The sequence below is a fragment of the Alloalcanivorax balearicus MACL04 genome (assembly GCF_025532145.1).
In the GTDB taxonomy this organism is placed as follows: domain Bacteria; phylum Pseudomonadota; class Gammaproteobacteria; order Pseudomonadales; family Alcanivoracaceae; genus Alloalcanivorax; species Alloalcanivorax balearicus.
In genome coordinates this window covers 100,996-116,701 of the sequence record NZ_ARXS01000011.1, presented here as the reverse complement: position 1 = coordinate 116,701, position 15,706 = coordinate 100,996, and the positions used below count along the sequence as shown (strand labels likewise).

Sequence of the window (15,706 nt, the reverse complement as noted above, 5' to 3'; positions counted from 1 at the left end):
TTTCTTATCCTTGCCTGAACCGTTTCAATCGTCGCTGACATCGAAACGGATATCGGTATCGTAAACGTGATTGATCAGATCCAGGATCATGAACGCGGTCAATCCCCAGATCCGTTTATCCTCAAAATAGTAGTTCGGCATGCGCAGACGGCGGCCGTATACCTCCACCGGCGCGGTCAGATCCGGTTCCTGTTCCAGAAAGAAACGCAGCGGTACGTTGAAAATCGAGTCGATCTCGCCGGGCTCGGGCGTCAATTCCGCGTCCGCATGCACCACGCCGACAAAAGGCGTTACCTTCATGCCGAAACGGGACGGGATCGGCGACAGATTGCCCAGCACTTCCACCGCTTCCCGGGCCAGCCCCACCTCTTCCTGACTCTCGCGCAGCGCGGTCATCATCAAATTACGGTCGGAGGGATCCCGCTTGCCACCGGGGAAGGCCACCTCCCCAGCGTGAGTCGGCATGGAACGGGAACGAACAGTGAGAATCAGCTCCGGTTCCGGCTTATCGACAAAAGGCATTAAAACCGCCGCCTCGGGCAGATCCAGTGGCAACTCGATCAAACGGTAATCCGGCAGTCGCCTACGCAGGCGTTCCAGGTCTGTCATCCGCGCTTCTCCCGCGGCCATCTGCTGAGTGGACCTTCGCAGCACTGCTTCACTCTCTTACTCCCCTTTCTTTTCCATTCAGTTTGACCATCGCCCGCTCCACGGGCAAGGGCGCGGCACCGCTTTCGGATTGCCAGGGTTCCGACGAGCCAGTAGGCTGGCGTACTTCACCACGGCGAGAACGATCATGAAGTATTGCAGCCATTGCGGGCAGGAAGTGTTGTATTCGGTTCCCGAAGGAGACAACCGGCCCCGCTATTGGTGCAACCATTGTGGCACCATCCATTACCAGAATCCGAAGATCGTGGTTGGCGCCATCCCGGTCTGGGAAGGCCGCATTTTGCTCTGCAAACGCTCCATTGAACCCCGCAAGGGCTACTGGACCCTGCCCGCCGGCTTCATGGAAAACGGGGAAACCCTGCAGGAAGGCGCCGCCCGGGAAACCTGGGAAGAAGGTTGTGCCACGGTGGAGGTTGGGGACATCTATACGATTTTCAACCTGCCCCATATCAACCAGGTCTATGTCTTTTTCCTGGGCAATATGGCCAACGGTGACTATGGCGTGGGCGAGGAAAGTTCCGATGCCGGAATGTTCACGGAAGACGAGATTCCCTGGGACCAGCTGGCCTTCCCCACCATCGGCCGTACCCTCAAGTTTTATTTTCAGGATCTGAAAACCGGCGACTTCCCGGTACGCACCCAGGACATCCCACCGCTCAAGCGCAAACCGGCGCTGGATGAGAATATCTAGGCCGGTATCGTGCAACCAATAGCTGGCCAGCGTGATGCGTCAAACCGGTAGCGGCGCCAGCGGCCACAGGTCGATGGCCGGCTCCTCGTAGGGGTGGGCGTCACGCAAGGCGCGGACCGCCGGTTCCAGACAATCCGCCCCGCAGATCATCTCCACCCGGTACTCTTCCACGGTCTCCACCAGTCCCTGACTGCCCAGATAGGGATTGCTGCCCTGCAGGGGCCTGAACTGGCCCTGACCCAGCACCTGGAAGCTGCAACGATCGTAGTCACCAATGCGGCCGGCACCGGCATTGAACACCGCCGCCTTGACGGTTTCCACGTGACTCACCGGAACATAGAAGCAAAGCTTGTAGAGAGTCGCCATCGGTCCTCCTGATGATCGATTCAGGCCACATCGCTGCCGTTGGTCAGGTGCGCATATTCCGGTTTCAGACGGTAATCCCCCTGGGAGGAAATCCAGATGCCGTCGGCGGCCACGGTTTGCACGCCGTCGGCGAAAACCCGCGCCTCACTGAACAGCTTGCGCCCTTCCAGACGCACCAGTCGTGCCTCGAAACTGACCTCGGTATGCAGCGGGGTCGGCGCCATGTAACGCACCTTGAGAGTGCCGGTCATACCGACGTTACTGACAAAATCCTGGGTCTTGGCCAGCAACATATCCAGAGCCAGTGACAGCACGCCACCATGTACCTTGCCCGGCGGGCCCATGAAGGCGCGGCCAAAGGTGGTGCGGGCGCGCACGGTGTCGCCGTCGAGCCAGAAGGTCATCGGCGGCGACATGGCATTGGCGGGCCCGGAAAGAATCTCGAAATCCGCCATGTCCAGAGCGTCCTGGCGGCTGCCCTGGCCGACGATCAGACGGCCGAGGATGTCGCGCATACTGCGATGAGAGAAGCCTTCCAGGCTTTGCCGCAACGCGCGCGCCTGTTCGGTGGCGGCGGCCAGCGCCGCTTCATCCGCATCCAGACGCACCAACTGCTCATTGATCGCCGCCAGCTCCCGGGCCAGTTCCCGGCGCCGCGCCGACACCGGCGTCGGCTCCGGCAGCTCGCCGAGCGGCATATCAAAATAATGGTACTTTTCTTCCGTCATATTCGTGTCTGATCAGCCTGTTACTTAATCTACCTCTTGCACGCAACACGCTAGCACGCCCACACGCAAATTCGCTGGCAAGCCAGCTTCCCACACCCCTTTCTTCCGCCTTTCGCTGTCAACTGTCCACTATCAACTGTCAACTGCCTCTAACCGATCCACTTGCGCGCATTGGCGAACATACGGAACCAGGGGGCATTGTCGAAGCGGCGCCAATCATCCGGGATCCAGCTGTTCTGCAGCACGCGGAATACCCGCTCCGGGTGCGGCATCATAATGGTCACGCGGCCGTCCCGGGTGGTGAAACCGGTGGCGCCCTGGCTGGAACCGTTGGGATTGGCCGGGTATTGCTCGGTGGCATTGCCCATGCCATCCACGTAGCGCAGGGCCACCAGGCGCTGCTCCACATTGCGGGCCAGGTCGGCGTCGCTGATCTCCACCCGCCCTTCGCCATGGGCCACGGCGATGGGCAGGCGGGTGCCAGCCATGTCGCGCAGCAAGATGGACGGCGAATCGCCGATTTCCACCAGCGAGGTGCGGGCCTCGAACTGCTCGCTCAGATTGCGCACGAAGCGCGGCCAATGTTCCGCACCGGGCACCAGGTCCTTGAGGTGGGCCAGCATCTGACAGCCGTTGCACACGCCCAGGGCGAAGGTGTCCTCGCGGAAGAAAAAGCGGTTGAAGGCGTCACGCAGGCCGTTGTGATACAGCACTGTCTTGGCCCAGCCGCCGCCGGCACCAAGCACGTCGCCGTAGGAGAAGCCGCCGCAGGCCACCAGGCCTTTGATGTCGTCCAGATTGACGTCACCGGCCAGCAGGTCACTCATGTGCACGTCCATGGCGGCGAAGCCGGCGCGGTCAAAAGCGGCCGCCATCTCGGTCTGGCCATTGACGCCCTGCTCGCGCAGGATCGCCACCTTGGGCCGGGCGCCGCCGATGAACGGCGCCGCCACGTTTTCGCTCATGTCGAAGGTAAGCCGCACATTCAGGCCCGGATCATTGCTGTCCGGTATGGCGTCGAACTCCTGGCGGGCGCAGTCCGGGTTGTCACGCAACGCCTGGATACGATAGCTGGTTTCCGACCAGAGCCGTTGCAGACCGCGACGGGGCCGCTCCATCAGGATGGCGCCGCCCAGGCGTACCCGCACTACATCGTCCACGTTGAGCCGCGCCACGGCATGCACGCAACCGGCCAGACCGGCCTCGGCGTAACGCTGACGCACCGCCTCCGCTTCGCCTTCCGGCACCTGCAGCACCGCGCCCAGTTCTTCGGCGAACAGGGCCGCCACCGCTTCCGGTCCATCACCGGCGATGTCGTCCAGCACGATGTCGATGCCGACCCGGCCGGCGAACGCCATTTCCACCAGGGTGGTGAACAGGCCGCCGTCGGAGCGATCGTGATAGGCCATCAACTTGCCTTCCGCCAACAGCGCCTGGGTCACCTGGAAGAACGCCTTCAGATCGGCGGCGTCATCCAGATCCGGCGGCACATCGCCGACTTTTCCAAATACCTGCGCCAGCGCCGAACCGGCCAGCCGGTTTCGGCCACGGCCGAGATCCACCAGCAGCAATTCACTGGCCTCGGTGGTACGCAACTGCGGGGTCACGGTCAGGTTGATATCACTGACCTGGGCGAAGGCGGTGACGATCAGCGACAGCGGCGAGGTGACACTCTTGTCGATGCCACGCTCATTCCACACGGTGCGCATGGAGAGAGAGTCCTTACCCACCGGAATGGCGATACCCAGCTCCGGGCACAGTTCCATGCCCACCGCCTTGACCGTATCGAACAGCGCCTGATCCTCGCCCGGGTGACCGGCGGCGGCCATCCAGTTGGCGGACAGGCGGATCTGCCCGAAGCCGCCGATGTGGGCGCCGGCCAGATTGGTAATGGTTTCCGCCACCGCCATGCGGCCGGAAGCGGCGGCGTCCACCAGGGCCACCGGGGTGCGTTCCCCCATGGCCATGGCTTCACCGGTGGTGATATTGGCCTGGTTGGGATTGAAACCGGTGGCGGTCACCGCGCAGTCGGCCACCGGCACCTGCCAGGGCCCCACCATCTGGTCCCGATGAACCAGGCCGGTCACCGAACGGTCGCCGATGGTGATCAGGAAGCTCTTGGAGGCCACCGTGGGCAGCCGCAGCACCCGATCCACCGCATCGCGCAATTCGATATCATCGGTGCTGAAGGTCTGGCGCTGGAAATCTTCCCGGTCGAAGGCACGCTGCATTTTGGGCGGCTTGCCGAACAGCAGGTCCATGGGCAGATCCACCGGCGCGTCGCCGAAGTGCTCATCGGACACTTTCAGGTGTTCTTCCTCGGTGGCCTCACCAAGCACCGCGAAGGGCGCACGCTCGCGCCGGCACAGTGCCTCGAAGCGCGCCAGGTCTTGCGGCATTACCGCCAGCACATAGCGTTCCTGGGCTTCGTTACACCAGATCTCCACCGGGCTCATTCCCGGCTCATCACTGGGCACCCGGCGCAGTTCCAGGTTGGCGCCACGATCGGCATCGTGGACCAGTTCCGGCAAGGCGTTGGAGAGGCCGCCGGCACCGACGTCGTGGACGGAAACAATGGGGTTGTCGTCACCCAGGGCCCAGCAGCGATCGATCACTTCCTGCACCCGCCGCTCGATTTCCGGGTTACCGCGCTGCACCGAGGCGAAATCCAGGGCCTCGTCGGATTCGCCGCTGGCCATGGAACTGGCAGCACCGCCGCCGAGACCGATCAGCAGCGCCGGGCCACCCAGCACGATGATTCTGGCGCCCGCCGGAATACCTTCCTTCTGCACGTGACCGTCACGAATATTGCCAAGGCCGCCAGCGATCATGATCGGCTTGTGGTAACCGCGCCGTTCATCCCCGTTGATCCCCGGGGCTTCGATTTCCAGGGTGCGGAAATAGCCGCACAGGTTCGGACGGCCGAACTCGTTGTTGAAGGCGGCACCGCCCAGCGGCCCCTCGATCATGATGTCCAGGGCCGAGGCGATGCGCCCGGGGCGGCCGTAGTGGTCCTCCCACGGTTGCACGAAATCCGGAATGCTCAGATTGGAGACCGAGAACCCGGTAAGGCCGGCCTTGGGCTTGGCGCCGCGGCCAGTGGCGCCTTCGTCACGGATCTCGCCGCCGGCGCCGGTGGACGCCCCCGGATGCGGCGCGATGGCGGTGGGATGGTTATGGGTCTCCACCTTCATCAGCATATGCACCGGCTCATTGACGTAGCGGTACTCGGTGTCGTCCGGACGGGGGAAGAAACGGTCCGCCACCGGCCCCGCCGCCACCGCGGCATTGTCCTTGTAAGCGCTGAGCACGCCTTCACTGGCGTGTTTGTAAGTGTTGCGGATCATGCCGAACAGGCTCAGCTCCTGGGCCTCACCGTCGATGGTCCAGTCGGCATTGAAGATTTTGTGCCGGCAATGCTCGGAGTTGGCCTGGGCGAACATCATCAGTTCCGCGTCACTGGGGTTGCGCCCCAGAGCAGTGAAGCGTTCCACCAGGTAGTCGATCTCGTCGTCCGCCAGCGCCAGGCCCAACTCGCCGTTGGCGCGGGCCAGCGCGTCGCGACCGCCGCCGATCACATCCACCGTGGTCAGCGGTTTGGGCTGATGATGGCTGAACAGGGCCTCGGCCTGCTCGGGCTGATCCAGCACCGCCTCCACCATGCGGTCATGCAGCGGCGCCACCAGCTCCGCCCGGGCGATATCCGGGTCCGCCTGCAGCCGATATTCAATACCCCGCTCCACTCGCAACACCTTGTCGAGCCCGGCGTTATGGCAGATATCGGTGGCTTTGGAAGACCAGGGGGAGATCGTGCCGGGACGCGGCACCACCAGGAACCGGCGGCCTTCCACCTGCTCCTCGCTGATCGTCGGGCCATAGCTCAGCAAACCGTCGAGTACCGCCTGTTCCTGGGCGGACAACGGCGCGGAAATTTCCACGAAATGAACGAAACGGGCGGACAGTGCCTCCACCCGAGGCAAAGCGCGCAGCAATTTTTCCTTACGAAATGCGGAGAGAGCCGGGCTACCGGGTAGGATCAGCATGGGCTGGCTTTTCCTTTGGATCGACGGGGGATTGGAAGAAGCCGCAATGATACCGGATTCCTGGGGGGCGGCGCGAGGGCGCGAACCCGGATTCCCGCCTTTATCACGAGATGGTCACGACACGGTGGAAACCGTCATCAACCGGTCCAATAGCGGCAATTGTTGGACAAAAAAGTAGCGGCCCGGGGGTTGTGAATGGTAAATTCGCCTCCAATTGTAAAAGCACCGCTTATTTTTTATACCCGCCGTCCATGGCGGGCACCCTGGCGGACCGTCGCGGGCGACGTTAAAAATCGCTCCCGGCGATTTTTGATGCCCTGCCATCCATGGCGGGCACCCTGGCGGGCCGTCGCGAGCGACGTTAAAAATCGCTCCCGGCGATTTTTTGGTCATTCCAAGCCGTCTCAATCCCGGACCTCCGCCGAGGCATGGTCCGGCGACGGCTTCGAATGTCCTGCTTCCGGCAACAAGGACCGTTTCCGGAACCGAGGAAGCCCCGAAAACCAAGCAATGGGCGCTTCCAACCTATCTGGCAACCCCAGGAGGCAGCAAGGACATGACGATACGGTTACGCCGTAAACTGCTGGCATGGGCACCCCTGGTGCTGCTTGCCGCACTGATCCTGGGCCTGTTTCTGCGCCCATCCGGCACCGCCCTGGAACGGATCCAGGCCCGCGGCGAACTGGTAGTGGTCACGCGCCCGTCCCTGACCACCGTTTACGGCGATGAAAACGGTTCCACCGGCATGGAATACGAGCTGGCCCGCGGCTTTGCCGAGCGGCTGGGCGTTGAGTTGCGCCTGGTGGAAGCCGATGATCTGGCAACCGTGCAAAAGCTGCTGCTGGCCGGCAAGGCCGATTTCGCCGCCGCCGGACTGGTGATCACCGAGCAGCGTCGCCAGCAGTTGCGGCTGACCACCCCCTATCAGAAAGTCGATACCCTGGTGATGTACCGGCTCGGCGAACCGCGCCCCAATACCCTTGTTGATCTGGACGGCAAGAGCGTCGCCGTGGTGTCCGGTTCCAGCAACGCCGATCTGCTGGAGCAGGCCCGTGCCGCTCAGCCTGAGTTGAAGCTGGACGTCTACACCGGCACCAATGTGGAGCAAACGCTGGCCCGGGTGGAGGAAGGTGAAGCCGATTACGCTCTGATCAACTCCAACGATTACGCCATCCACCGGGGCCTGTTCCCGGATCTGGCGGCCGGCTTCACTATCGGCGCGGATCAGGGACTCGCCTGGGCCTTCGCCCCCGGCAGCGACGGCAGCCTGTATCAGGCCGCCCAGCGCTATCTGACCCAGCAAAACGCCATTGGCGCCACCGAGCAGTTGGCCAAGCGCTTCTACGGCCATGTGGAACGGTTTGACCTGTATTCCGCGCGCAGCTTTATCCGCCACCTGGACGACCGTCTGCCTGACTACACCAATGCCTTCCGCGATGCCGCCGAAGACGCCGGCTTCGACTGGCGCCTGCTGGCCGCGGTGGCCTATCAGGAATCCCTGTGGGATGCCGGCGCCATCTCCCCCACCGGCGTGCAGGGCCTGATGATGCTGACCAATCAGACGGCGCGGGAAATGGGCGTTACCGACCGTACCGACCCGGGCCAGAGCATCCACGCCGGCGCCGCTTACCTGCGCAAATTGCACGACCGCATGCCCGAACGCATCGCCGAGCCGGACCGCACCTGGCTGGCCCTGGCTGCCTACAATGTGGGCTTTGGCCACCTCGAAGACGCCCGGGTCCTGACCCAGAAACAGGGCGGTGACCCGGATCGCTGGCAGGATGTGAAACAGCGCCTGCCGATGCTGGCGAAGCCCGCCTACGCCGGCCAGTTGCGCTACGGCCCCGCCCGTGGCGGCCAGGCGGTGGCCTATGTGCGCCACGTACGCGGCTACTACGACCTGCTGGTGTGGGCGGAAAATTCCGAACGCCACCGCCCTACCCTGGTGGCGACAGCCGAATAACCCCTCGGCGAAAGAAAAAATCGATCTATGAATTCTCTGTGAGAGCTTGCTTGCAAGCGAATTGAATTCGCTCAGGCGTTTGCAATATTCGCTTGCAAGCAAGCTCCCACAGCGGCTAAAGATCAGGCTGTTTTGTCTTTTCACTTTTCCGCTGTCAACTGTCCACTATCAACTGTTAATTGCCTGTCCGTTTGCGCCGGAAAAAATCCCGCATCAGTTGCGACGCCTGGTCCGCCAGCACCCCGCCGGTGACTTCCAGGCGGTGGTTGTAGAAATCCCTCTCCGGCAATCCCAACTGGCTTTCACACACCCCGGCACGGGGCTCGCGGGCGCCGTACACCAACCGCGCCACCCGGGCATGGATCATGGCGCCAAAACACATGGTGCACGGTTCGATGGTGACGTATAGGGTGCTGTCCGGCAGCCGGTAGTTACCGGCGCGGGCAGCGGCATCACGCAGCGCGCCGATTTCCGCATGGGCGGAGGGGTCATGGCTGAGAATCGGCTTATTGTAGCCCTCGCCAATAACCTCGCCGTCACGCACCAGCACCGCGCCCACCGGCACCTCGCCCTGCTCCGCCGCGCGTTCCGCCAGGGCCAGCGCCCGCGCCATCCAGTATTGATCGTCCACTTGTCCGCCCGGGGTTGATTGGAAAGCTTTCGGCGACAATGGTAGGCGCGACGGCGCCGGGGTGAAACTCTTCCCTCGCGATGGCGGCACTTTTCGCTACAATCTTGTTCATCCAGGCGGGTTTGGACCCCGCTGAACCCATTGTTTCGACGATTTGTTCGATGAGGAGACGGCATGACCACCATCGGTACCCCCTATTCCGACAACGCTACCCGCGTGATGCTGCTGGGCAGCGGTGAACTGGGCAAGGAGGTGGCCATCGAGCTGATCCGCCTGGGTTGCGAGGTGATCGCCGTGGACCGCTATCCGCGGGCGCCGGCCATGCAGGTGGCGCAGCGCTGGCACGTAATCGACATGCTGGACGCGGACGCGGTGCGGGCAGTGGTGGAAGAAGAGCGCCCGGCGTTGATCGTGCCGGAAATCGAGGCCATCGCCACCGCCGAACTGGAAGCTCTGGAGCAGGAAGGCTTCACCGTGATCCCCACGGCCCGGGCAGCGCGGCTGACCATGAACCGCGAGGGCATTCGCCGCCTCGCCGCCGAAGAGCTGAGCCTGCCCACCTCGCCCTACCGGTTCGCCGGTGACAAGGACGAATACCTGGCGGCGGTGAAGGCAGTGGGCCTGCCGTGCGTGATCAAGCCGGTGATGTCCTCCTCCGGCAAGGGCCAGAGCCTGGTGAAAACCGGGGACCAGATCGACGCCGCCTGGGAGTACGCCCAATCCGGCGGCCGCGCCGGCCAGGGCCGGGTCATCGTCGAAGGGTTCGTCGAGTTCGACTACGAAATCACCCTGCTCACCGTACGGCACCGCAATGGCACCGATTTCTGCGCGCCCATCGGCCACCGCCAGGAAGACGGCGACTACCGTGAATCCTGGCAACCGCAGCCGATGAACGACGCGGCGCTGGAGGAAGCCCGCCGCCAGGCCGGCGCCATCACCGCTGCCCTGGGCGGCTGGGGCCTGTTCGGTGTGGAGTTCTTCGTGCGCGGGGACCAGGTCTGGTTCAGTGAAGTGTCACCACGCCCTCACGATACCGGTCTGGTAACCTTGATGTCACAAAACCTCTCTGAATTCGCGCTGCACGCCCGCGCCATTCTCGGGCTGCCGATACCGAACATCGAGCAGCGGGGTCCGTCCGCGTCCTCGGTACTGCTGGTAAAAGGTGATTCGGAAACCATGCGCTACGGCAATCTGGATCAGGCCCTGGCGGAGCCGGACACCGATCTGCGCCTGTTCGGCAAGCCGGAAGTGCATGGCAGCCGCCGCCTCGGCGTCGCTCTGGCCAAAGCGGATAGCATCGAAAGCGCGAGAGTCAAAGCCAACACCGTGATTACCACTATCGAGGTAAGTCTATGAACCCGCGGATTGACGATACCCACAGCAAGATCATTGGCTACGCCCTCTGGATCTTTGGCTTCATGGGGTCACACCGGTTCTACTATGGCCGGCAAATTACCGGCGTGATCTGGTTCTTCACCCTGGGGCTGTTCTTTATCGGCTGGATCGTCGATTTGTTCCTGATCCCGTCCATGGACCGCGATGCCGATCATCGCTATGTCTCCGGCCCGGTGGATTACAACATCACCTGGCTGCTGTTGACCTTTCTTGGCATCTTCGGCCTGCACCGTTTTTATATGGGCAAATGGGTGACCGGGCTGATATACCTGCTGACCCTGGGCTTGTTCGGACTGGGCATTCTCTACGACTTCCTCACTCTCAACGAGCAAATCGCCACCGCCAATAGCCGCAAGCGCTGGACCTGAATGGATATGGCTTTCCTCCTTTCCCCCTGAAGCGTCTACCCTCCGCCGGCGAAGTGGTAGAGATCCATCGCTTCTTCGGTGGATAGCGCGCCGTCATCCAGCATGGTATTGGCGAACGCATTCTTTGCCATCGACATGCCTACCGGGTTTTCATTCAGTTCCCGTATCGGATAGTGCTGATGAACGGCTTCCGAGGTCTCGACAACCACCTTCAGGGTGTCCACCAGTTCCCGCTCGACTTCGGGTAAATGCCCGGCCACCGCACTTTCCAGCTCTTCCGGGTGCTCTTCCAGGTACTCGAATTCCGCCGCGCCACCAACCGCCGCATAAGCAAGACGGGTCGCGTGAATCGATGCCATGACACCGATATCGGCCTGCTCCCGGGTAGGCAATTCCGAGACCGTCTCGCCTTCCAGGCGCAGTCGCAGGGCCTGGCGTCCATTCAGAAAACGCACCTGATAGTCATCACTGTCCTCGACCGCCGCCTGTTCAATGAGGATGTCCTGCAAAGCCATGGAGGAAAAAACCTCGATCCTATCGCCGTTCTCATCGGCCATTTGAATGGGCACCGCGCCCACCTTGATGGCGAATTCCGATGGCGCCATGCCCGATTGCATGGCAAGGACATCCGAATAAAGTCTTTTGATCTGCTCGCTGTCAGGGTGAGCCTCAAGCAGTGTCACGATATCCGTCGTCGCCGCCGCATAGCGGTGGGCCTGGATGTTATCTTCGATGGCTGCCAACAGCGCCTTCTCTTCCGCCGTCAATTCAACGTCGGAAATATCCAGTCCGGGGTCCGGCTCAGGCTGCACAACGTCTCCACCTCCCGAGCTGCTGAGGTCATCACTTCCACACCCCCACAGAAGAGGGAGCAGCAAGGTGATCGATAATACCCACTTGATGTAGTTCATCTTTTTGTCCACCCAATTTCGTCCATCGATCCCCCGTTCAGGGACAATCACTCAAGGATTCACCGCAGTAATAACCGCTCAGTGCGGTGACGGTCGCGTCACCTTCCATATCGCCGGTCTCGAACGTCACTTGCAGTTGGTAGTAAGCGCCGTTATCCCGCTTCAGTTGAATGGTATGGCCGACATCAGCGTCGAGTACCGCGCCATTCTCGAGGTTCACCAGAGCAAAGGGCTCGCCACTGCTGTCGTAAAGATTGGCCGAGTTTTCTCCGGACCAATAGCCATACAGAAATAGAGCGGTGTCCGGTCCCACCGCGGGCTGTGCGGCGGTGGCCGTCAAACGATTGTCCCCGTCGATATCGATAACGATAACGCTCAAGTCGCCATCGTCGTCGACTACCGGCAAGGCACTGTTCAAAATCAGAGGAACGACACTGGATTCTTCCGCGGTGATCGAGGTGACATGGCTGGATGTTTCCCCCTCGGCATTGGTGATGATCAGTTCGATCTCGTAGCCCCCCGCCACATCCGTTATCAGACTGGCTTGCGTACCGTCCTCTGAAATCACCAGTTCCGCGTTGCTCTCCTCCGGCGCGGAGCTCAGCGTGTACTTGAAGGAAGAACCACTGGGATAAGATGAGCGGTCCAGATCGAAGGACACCTCGTCACCAACCCAGTGCTCCGTCTCATCAGTCACCGGACCGGCCACGGGCGTGGAAACAAAGGAAAACGACTGGCTGCTGATAATTGGATCCGGCCGGGACGGCAACTTCAATCGGGCTTCGACGGTATAAGTCCCTTCCATTACGTCCGGAGTCAGGGTCGCCCTCTTGGCGTTGACGTCGGGCACCATCTCCACGCTGCTTCCTTCGGGACGTTCCGTGACCGCCCACCACAACTCCGCTCCCGGAGGTACCGTCGAGCCACTGGCATCGAACAGCACCAGCTCCCCCATATTGATGATCTCCGGCGGCGGGCGAAACACCACATTCACGACCGGCTCAAGCACCGTGACCGCCTCGCTCAATGTGACGTCGCCATCCGTGCCCGCACGGGTTCGTTTAACGGTATAACGGCCGACTTCCCCGGCAACAAAGTGCCGTTCTTCAGGCAGCGCCGTGGTCAGCAGCTCGGAGGACTTATCCACCGTTTGCCCCCCTTCCGGCGTCAGCAGCAATTCCCAGGTTGCGCCGTTGCCGTCCGTCTCTCCATTATCATCCAAACCACTCCAATAAGTGGCGACGATGTCGTCTCCGGGCAGCGCGTATTCCTGATTAAGTTCCAGACTCGGATGAACGTAACGGGCGGCCAGCGCCACCGATGCGGAGTCCCTCGTACCGTCGGAGCCGGTGGCGGATACCGTCAAGGTCGCGGCGCTGGGGCTGCTGGCTTCCCTTGCCGTTCCCATGTACCGCAGGTATTGCGTACCGCCTTCCTCAATGATGGCCCAGTCCGGTTCATTGGCGGACCATGAGCCCTCCGCCACCTCGGAAAGAGGTCCGTCCACCCAATAGTCGGGCAATGGCACCGGCCCGCTTTCGTTATCCAAAACCAGGAAGGGCTCTTGAAGAGCCACGCTCAAACTGTTCATTCCCTGCCTGGTTGCCGGTAGAGTGCCCGTACATTGATGAATTCGGCCTAGTGCATCCTGAGTCTGCAAAAGATAGCCGTACGCTCCGTCAGAGGGATCAACAGGGGTGTACGAGTAGGTGTAGTAATCCACCACTCTGAACTGTTCCCGAAGAGCTATCGAGGTCTCATCTATCTTATCTTTCCCTTCATACACCAGAGCATCGGGCCCCATCGGCAATGCCTTGACAATGGGATAACCTTCCCACACCCACACCTCGAGCTGGCAGTTACCGTCCTCAGCCCAGCAATCGGATAAGCTGCAAGCAATTTCGGGTTGCTCCTCGCAACTGCAATTCACCAGCACCAATGAGCACAACATGAGCAACCCGACCTGACTTGCCGATTTTATTCTCAGTGGAAAACGTCGTAAGGGTAATCGCACGGCACTGGCCTCCAGCCGGTGGGTTGTTCGAATTATCAACAGCCCTGAAGTTGATCTTTTTCCAACAAGGGCTGTGTGCTTTTCGTGCGAGAATAAACCACCCCTCCCCCCCATACCCTTCCCTATTTAGGGGGGGGGAAAGCGGAAAAATACTGGAGGCTTATTGCGAGCCGGAGAAACTCCGCCGGCTCGCTTCTGAATGAAGAGTCTAGTAGAAGTGACAATGATGCCGCCGCGAACTTGCCGGCCAGCGAACAGTGGTTGTGGGTAAGCGTATTGTCAGGCGGAGCCCATCAATTCCTCATTGCGTACTTGCCGGCACCGAGGAAGAACAACGCCGCCGCGGTGAACAAATAGAATCCCTGCAACTCAATCGCCCAGCCACCATTGTCGTTGATCGCGAACAGCTCATTCATGTGCACCAGCACCAACGCCACCAGCATGTTGCCGACGATCAACGCTGCCCCTATCCGGGTGTAATAACCAACAATGATCATAAGCGGCGCGATCACTTCGCCGATAAACACTCCGTAGGCAAAAAAGCCGGGCACGCCCAGGCTCTGCAAAGTGCCCGCGATCCAGCCAACGCCGTGCAGCAACTTGGAAATCCCATGCAACAGCAGCATGCCGCCCAGGCTCAAGCGCAGGATCAGCTTCCCTAAATCCGGATGGTTCATGGCGTTCTCCTCGTCCTCTGTTGATCAGTGATTTACCGATATTGAACGGGTTTCCCGCGACGAAGGAAAGACGCCCGTGACACAAACCGGGACCACCGATCTTGCTGCTTCCGACAAAAAATCGTTTACATGACACCCATCATGCATTTATAAATTATAGCCATCATCCAAAAGGAGGGCCGCCATGCGTGTCAGCCGAGAACAAGCCGCCGCCAACCGGCGCCGAATCGTCACCGAGGCTTCCCGGCTGTTTCGGGAAAAAGGTTACGACGGCGTGGCCGTGGCGGACCTGATGAAAAGCGCCGGCCTCACCCACGGCGGCTTCTACGGGCACTTCGAGTCCAAGGAAGCGCTGATGGCGGAAACCTGCGCCTCCTCCGGCGATATCCGTACCCGATGGGAGCGCCTCACGGCCAAACGCCAGCAACCACCCTTTCAGGTACTGGTGGAGCAATACCTGAGCCCGCGCCATCGCGACCAGCCCGGCCACGGCTGCCTGTTCGCCGCGCTCTCGGTGGATACCGCCCGGCAAACACCGGAAGTGCGCCACGCCTATACCGGCACCTTCCGCAAGTTCGCCGACATGATCGCCGACTGGCTCCCTGGCCGTCGCGCCAACCGCCGGCGCCGGGCCCTGGCCACGGCGTCCAGTCTGGTCGGCGCCCTGGTGTTGTCCCGCGCCGTGGATGACCCGGAACTGTCCAGCGAAATTCTCGACGCGGTACGCCAGCAACTGCTCGGCGCCACCGCTTCCGCAACCCCGGCTTCCTCCGGGAAGCCAGCCAAGGAGTAAACCGTGAATCAATCCAATACCGCCATGAAAGCCATGACTGGCCTGGAAACACTGCGGATGATGATGGAGAAGGATCTCCGCGCCGGCATCGGCCAAACCATGGACTTCACTCTGGTGGAGGTGGAGCGGGGACGGGTCGTGTTCGAAGGCTCGCCCAGTGAAAAAGTCTATAACCCGATCGGCACCGTCCATGGCGGTTACGCCGCCACCTTGCTGGATTCCGCTTGCGGCTGCGCCGTGCATTCCAACCTGGAGGTGGATCAGGCCTACACCACCGCGGAACTGAAAGTGGCCTACCACAAGGCCATGACCAAGGACACCGGCCCGGTACGCGCGGAAGGCAAGATCATTACCATGGGCCGCCGCCTGGCCTTCGCCGAGGCCCGCCTCACCGACAGCGAGGGCCGCCTTTATGCCAGCGCCACCTCAACGTTGCTGGTAATGCAACGGTAAACGC

The 15,706-nt window shown here is 61.6% G+C and carries 14 protein-coding genes; 6 read left to right on the top strand and 8 right to left on the bottom strand.

The genetic code is table 11. The annotated features are described in order from the left end of the window. Positions 1-24: 24 nt before the first annotated feature. Positions 25-609 carry a CoA pyrophosphatase gene (locus MA04_RS11355; protein ID WP_229682989.1) on the bottom strand — a complete coding sequence of 195 codons (585 nt, stop codon included), beginning with the start codon at positions 607-609 and terminating at the stop codon, positions 25-27. A 187-nt stretch (positions 610-796) separates the two neighbouring features. Between MA04_RS11355 and MA04_RS11350 the strand changes: the two genes are divergently transcribed. Next, positions 797-1,360, top strand: a complete 564-nt coding sequence (locus MA04_RS11350; RefSeq protein ID WP_014993767.1) for an NUDIX hydrolase — start codon at positions 797-799, stop codon at positions 1,358-1,360. Positions 1,361-1,399: 39 nt separating this feature from the next. Here the strand turns inward: MA04_RS11350 and MA04_RS11345 are convergent, their stop codons facing one another. From MA04_RS11345 to purL, 3 genes are all read right to left on the bottom strand, one after another. Further along, positions 1,400-1,726, bottom strand: coding sequence for a Nif3-like dinuclear metal center hexameric protein (locus MA04_RS11345; RefSeq protein ID WP_262460528.1), 327 nt, complete (start codon positions 1,724-1,726; stop codon positions 1,400-1,402). Between the two features lie 20 nt (positions 1,727-1,746). Further along, positions 1,747-2,454 carry a PaaI family thioesterase gene (locus MA04_RS11340; RefSeq protein WP_262460526.1) on the bottom strand — a complete coding sequence of 236 codons (708 nt, stop codon included), beginning with the start codon at positions 2,452-2,454 and terminating at the stop codon, positions 1,747-1,749. Between the two features lie 149 nt (positions 2,455-2,603). After that, on the bottom strand, positions 2,604-6,497 hold the full coding sequence (purL, locus tag MA04_RS11335) for a phosphoribosylformylglycinamidine synthase (RefSeq protein ID WP_262460525.1): 3,894 nt from the start codon (positions 6,495-6,497) through the stop codon (positions 2,604-2,606). A gap of 556 nt (positions 6,498-7,053) precedes the next feature. On the opposite strand from purL, the gene mltF reads away from it, so the two are divergent. After that, positions 7,054-8,460, top strand: a complete 1,407-nt coding sequence (mltF, locus tag MA04_RS11330) for a membrane-bound lytic murein transglycosylase MltF (protein WP_262460523.1) — start codon at positions 7,054-7,056, stop codon at positions 8,458-8,460. A 175-nt stretch (positions 8,461-8,635) separates the two neighbouring features. Here the strand turns inward: mltF and tadA are convergent, their stop codons facing one another. Further along, a complete protein-coding gene (tadA, locus tag MA04_RS11325) occupies positions 8,636-9,091 on the bottom strand; it encodes a tRNA adenosine(34) deaminase TadA (RefSeq protein ID WP_163126555.1) in 456 nt (151 codons plus the stop codon). A gap of 174 nt (positions 9,092-9,265) precedes the next feature. Between tadA and purT the strand changes: the two genes are divergently transcribed. Further along, complete coding sequence (gene purT, locus MA04_RS11320) at positions 9,266-10,447, top strand: formate-dependent phosphoribosylglycinamide formyltransferase (protein ID WP_262460522.1); 1,182 nt, start codon at positions 9,266-9,268, stop codon at positions 10,445-10,447. Further along, positions 10,444-10,854: an NINE protein gene (locus MA04_RS11315; protein ID WP_163126553.1), complete on the top strand. Its 411-nt coding sequence runs from the start codon at positions 10,444-10,446 to the stop codon at positions 10,852-10,854. Before purT ends, MA04_RS11315 begins: the two co-directional genes overlap by 4 nt. A 35-nt stretch (positions 10,855-10,889) precedes the next feature. Here MA04_RS11315 and MA04_RS11310 read toward each other — a convergent pair whose 3' ends face one another. The 3 genes from MA04_RS11310 to MA04_RS11300 all read right to left on the bottom strand — a co-directional run bounded on the left by MA04_RS11310 (position 10,890) and on the right by MA04_RS11300 (position 14,456). Then, positions 10,890-11,765 (bottom strand): hypothetical protein, encoded by an 876-nt coding sequence (locus MA04_RS11310; protein WP_262460520.1) that lies wholly within the window; start codon positions 11,763-11,765, stop codon positions 10,890-10,892. Positions 11,766-11,802: 37 nt separating this feature from the next. Next, positions 11,803-13,356, bottom strand: a complete 1,554-nt coding sequence (locus MA04_RS11305) for a hypothetical protein (protein ID WP_262460518.1) — start codon at positions 13,354-13,356, stop codon at positions 11,803-11,805. A 716-nt stretch (positions 13,357-14,072) separates the two neighbouring features. Continuing rightward, positions 14,073-14,456, bottom strand: a complete 384-nt coding sequence (locus MA04_RS11300; protein ID WP_262460516.1) for a DoxX family protein — start codon at positions 14,454-14,456, stop codon at positions 14,073-14,075. A gap of 184 nt (positions 14,457-14,640) precedes the next feature. On the opposite strand from MA04_RS11300, the gene MA04_RS11295 reads away from it, so the two are divergent. Beyond that, the gene (locus MA04_RS11295; protein WP_262460515.1) at positions 14,641-15,249 is read left to right on the top strand and encodes a TetR/AcrR family transcriptional regulator; all 609 of its coding nucleotides are present in this window, start codon (positions 14,641-14,643) and stop codon (positions 15,247-15,249) included. A 3-nt stretch (positions 15,250-15,252) separates the two neighbouring features. Continuing rightward, on the top strand, positions 15,253-15,702 hold the full coding sequence (locus MA04_RS11290; protein ID WP_199466710.1) for a PaaI family thioesterase: 450 nt from the start codon (positions 15,253-15,255) through the stop codon (positions 15,700-15,702). Positions 15,703-15,706: the final 4 nt, after the last annotated feature.

Bases quoted from the DNA above. Each gene is read 5' to 3' on its own strand.
- purT (WP_262460522.1), top strand. From the start codon at position 9,266: ATGACCACCATCGGTACCCCCTATTCCGACAACGCTACCCGCGTGATG.
- MA04_RS11310 (WP_262460520.1), bottom strand. From the start codon at position 11,765: ATGAACTACATCAAGTGGGTATTATCGATCACCTTGCTGCTCCCTCTT.
- MA04_RS11295 (WP_262460515.1), top strand. From the start codon at position 14,641: ATGCGTGTCAGCCGAGAACAAGCCGCCGCCAACCGGCGCCGAATCGTC.
- MA04_RS11350 (WP_014993767.1), top strand. From the start codon at position 797: ATGAAGTATTGCAGCCATTGCGGGCAGGAAGTGTTGTATTCGGTTCCC.
- MA04_RS11300 (WP_262460516.1), bottom strand. From the start codon at position 14,456: ATGAACCATCCGGATTTAGGGAAGCTGATCCTGCGCTTGAGCCTGGGC.
- MA04_RS11340 (WP_262460526.1), bottom strand. From the start codon at position 2,454: ATGACGGAAGAAAAGTACCATTATTTTGATATGCCGCTCGGCGAGCTG.
- MA04_RS11305 (WP_262460518.1), bottom strand. From the start codon at position 13,356: ATGAACAGTTTGAGCGTGGCTCTTCAAGAGCCCTTCCTGGTTTTGGAT.
- MA04_RS11345 (WP_262460528.1), bottom strand. From the start codon at position 1,726: ATGGCGACTCTCTACAAGCTTTGCTTCTATGTTCCGGTGAGTCACGTG.
- purL (WP_262460525.1), bottom strand. From the start codon at position 6,497: ATGCTGATCCTACCCGGTAGCCCGGCTCTCTCCGCATTTCGTAAGGAA.
- MA04_RS11355 (WP_229682989.1), bottom strand. From the start codon at position 609: ATGACAGACCTGGAACGCCTGCGTAGGCGACTGCCGGATTACCGTTTG.
- MA04_RS11315 (WP_163126553.1), top strand. From the start codon at position 10,444: ATGAACCCGCGGATTGACGATACCCACAGCAAGATCATTGGCTACGCC.
- mltF (WP_262460523.1), top strand. From the start codon at position 7,054: ATGACGATACGGTTACGCCGTAAACTGCTGGCATGGGCACCCCTGGTG.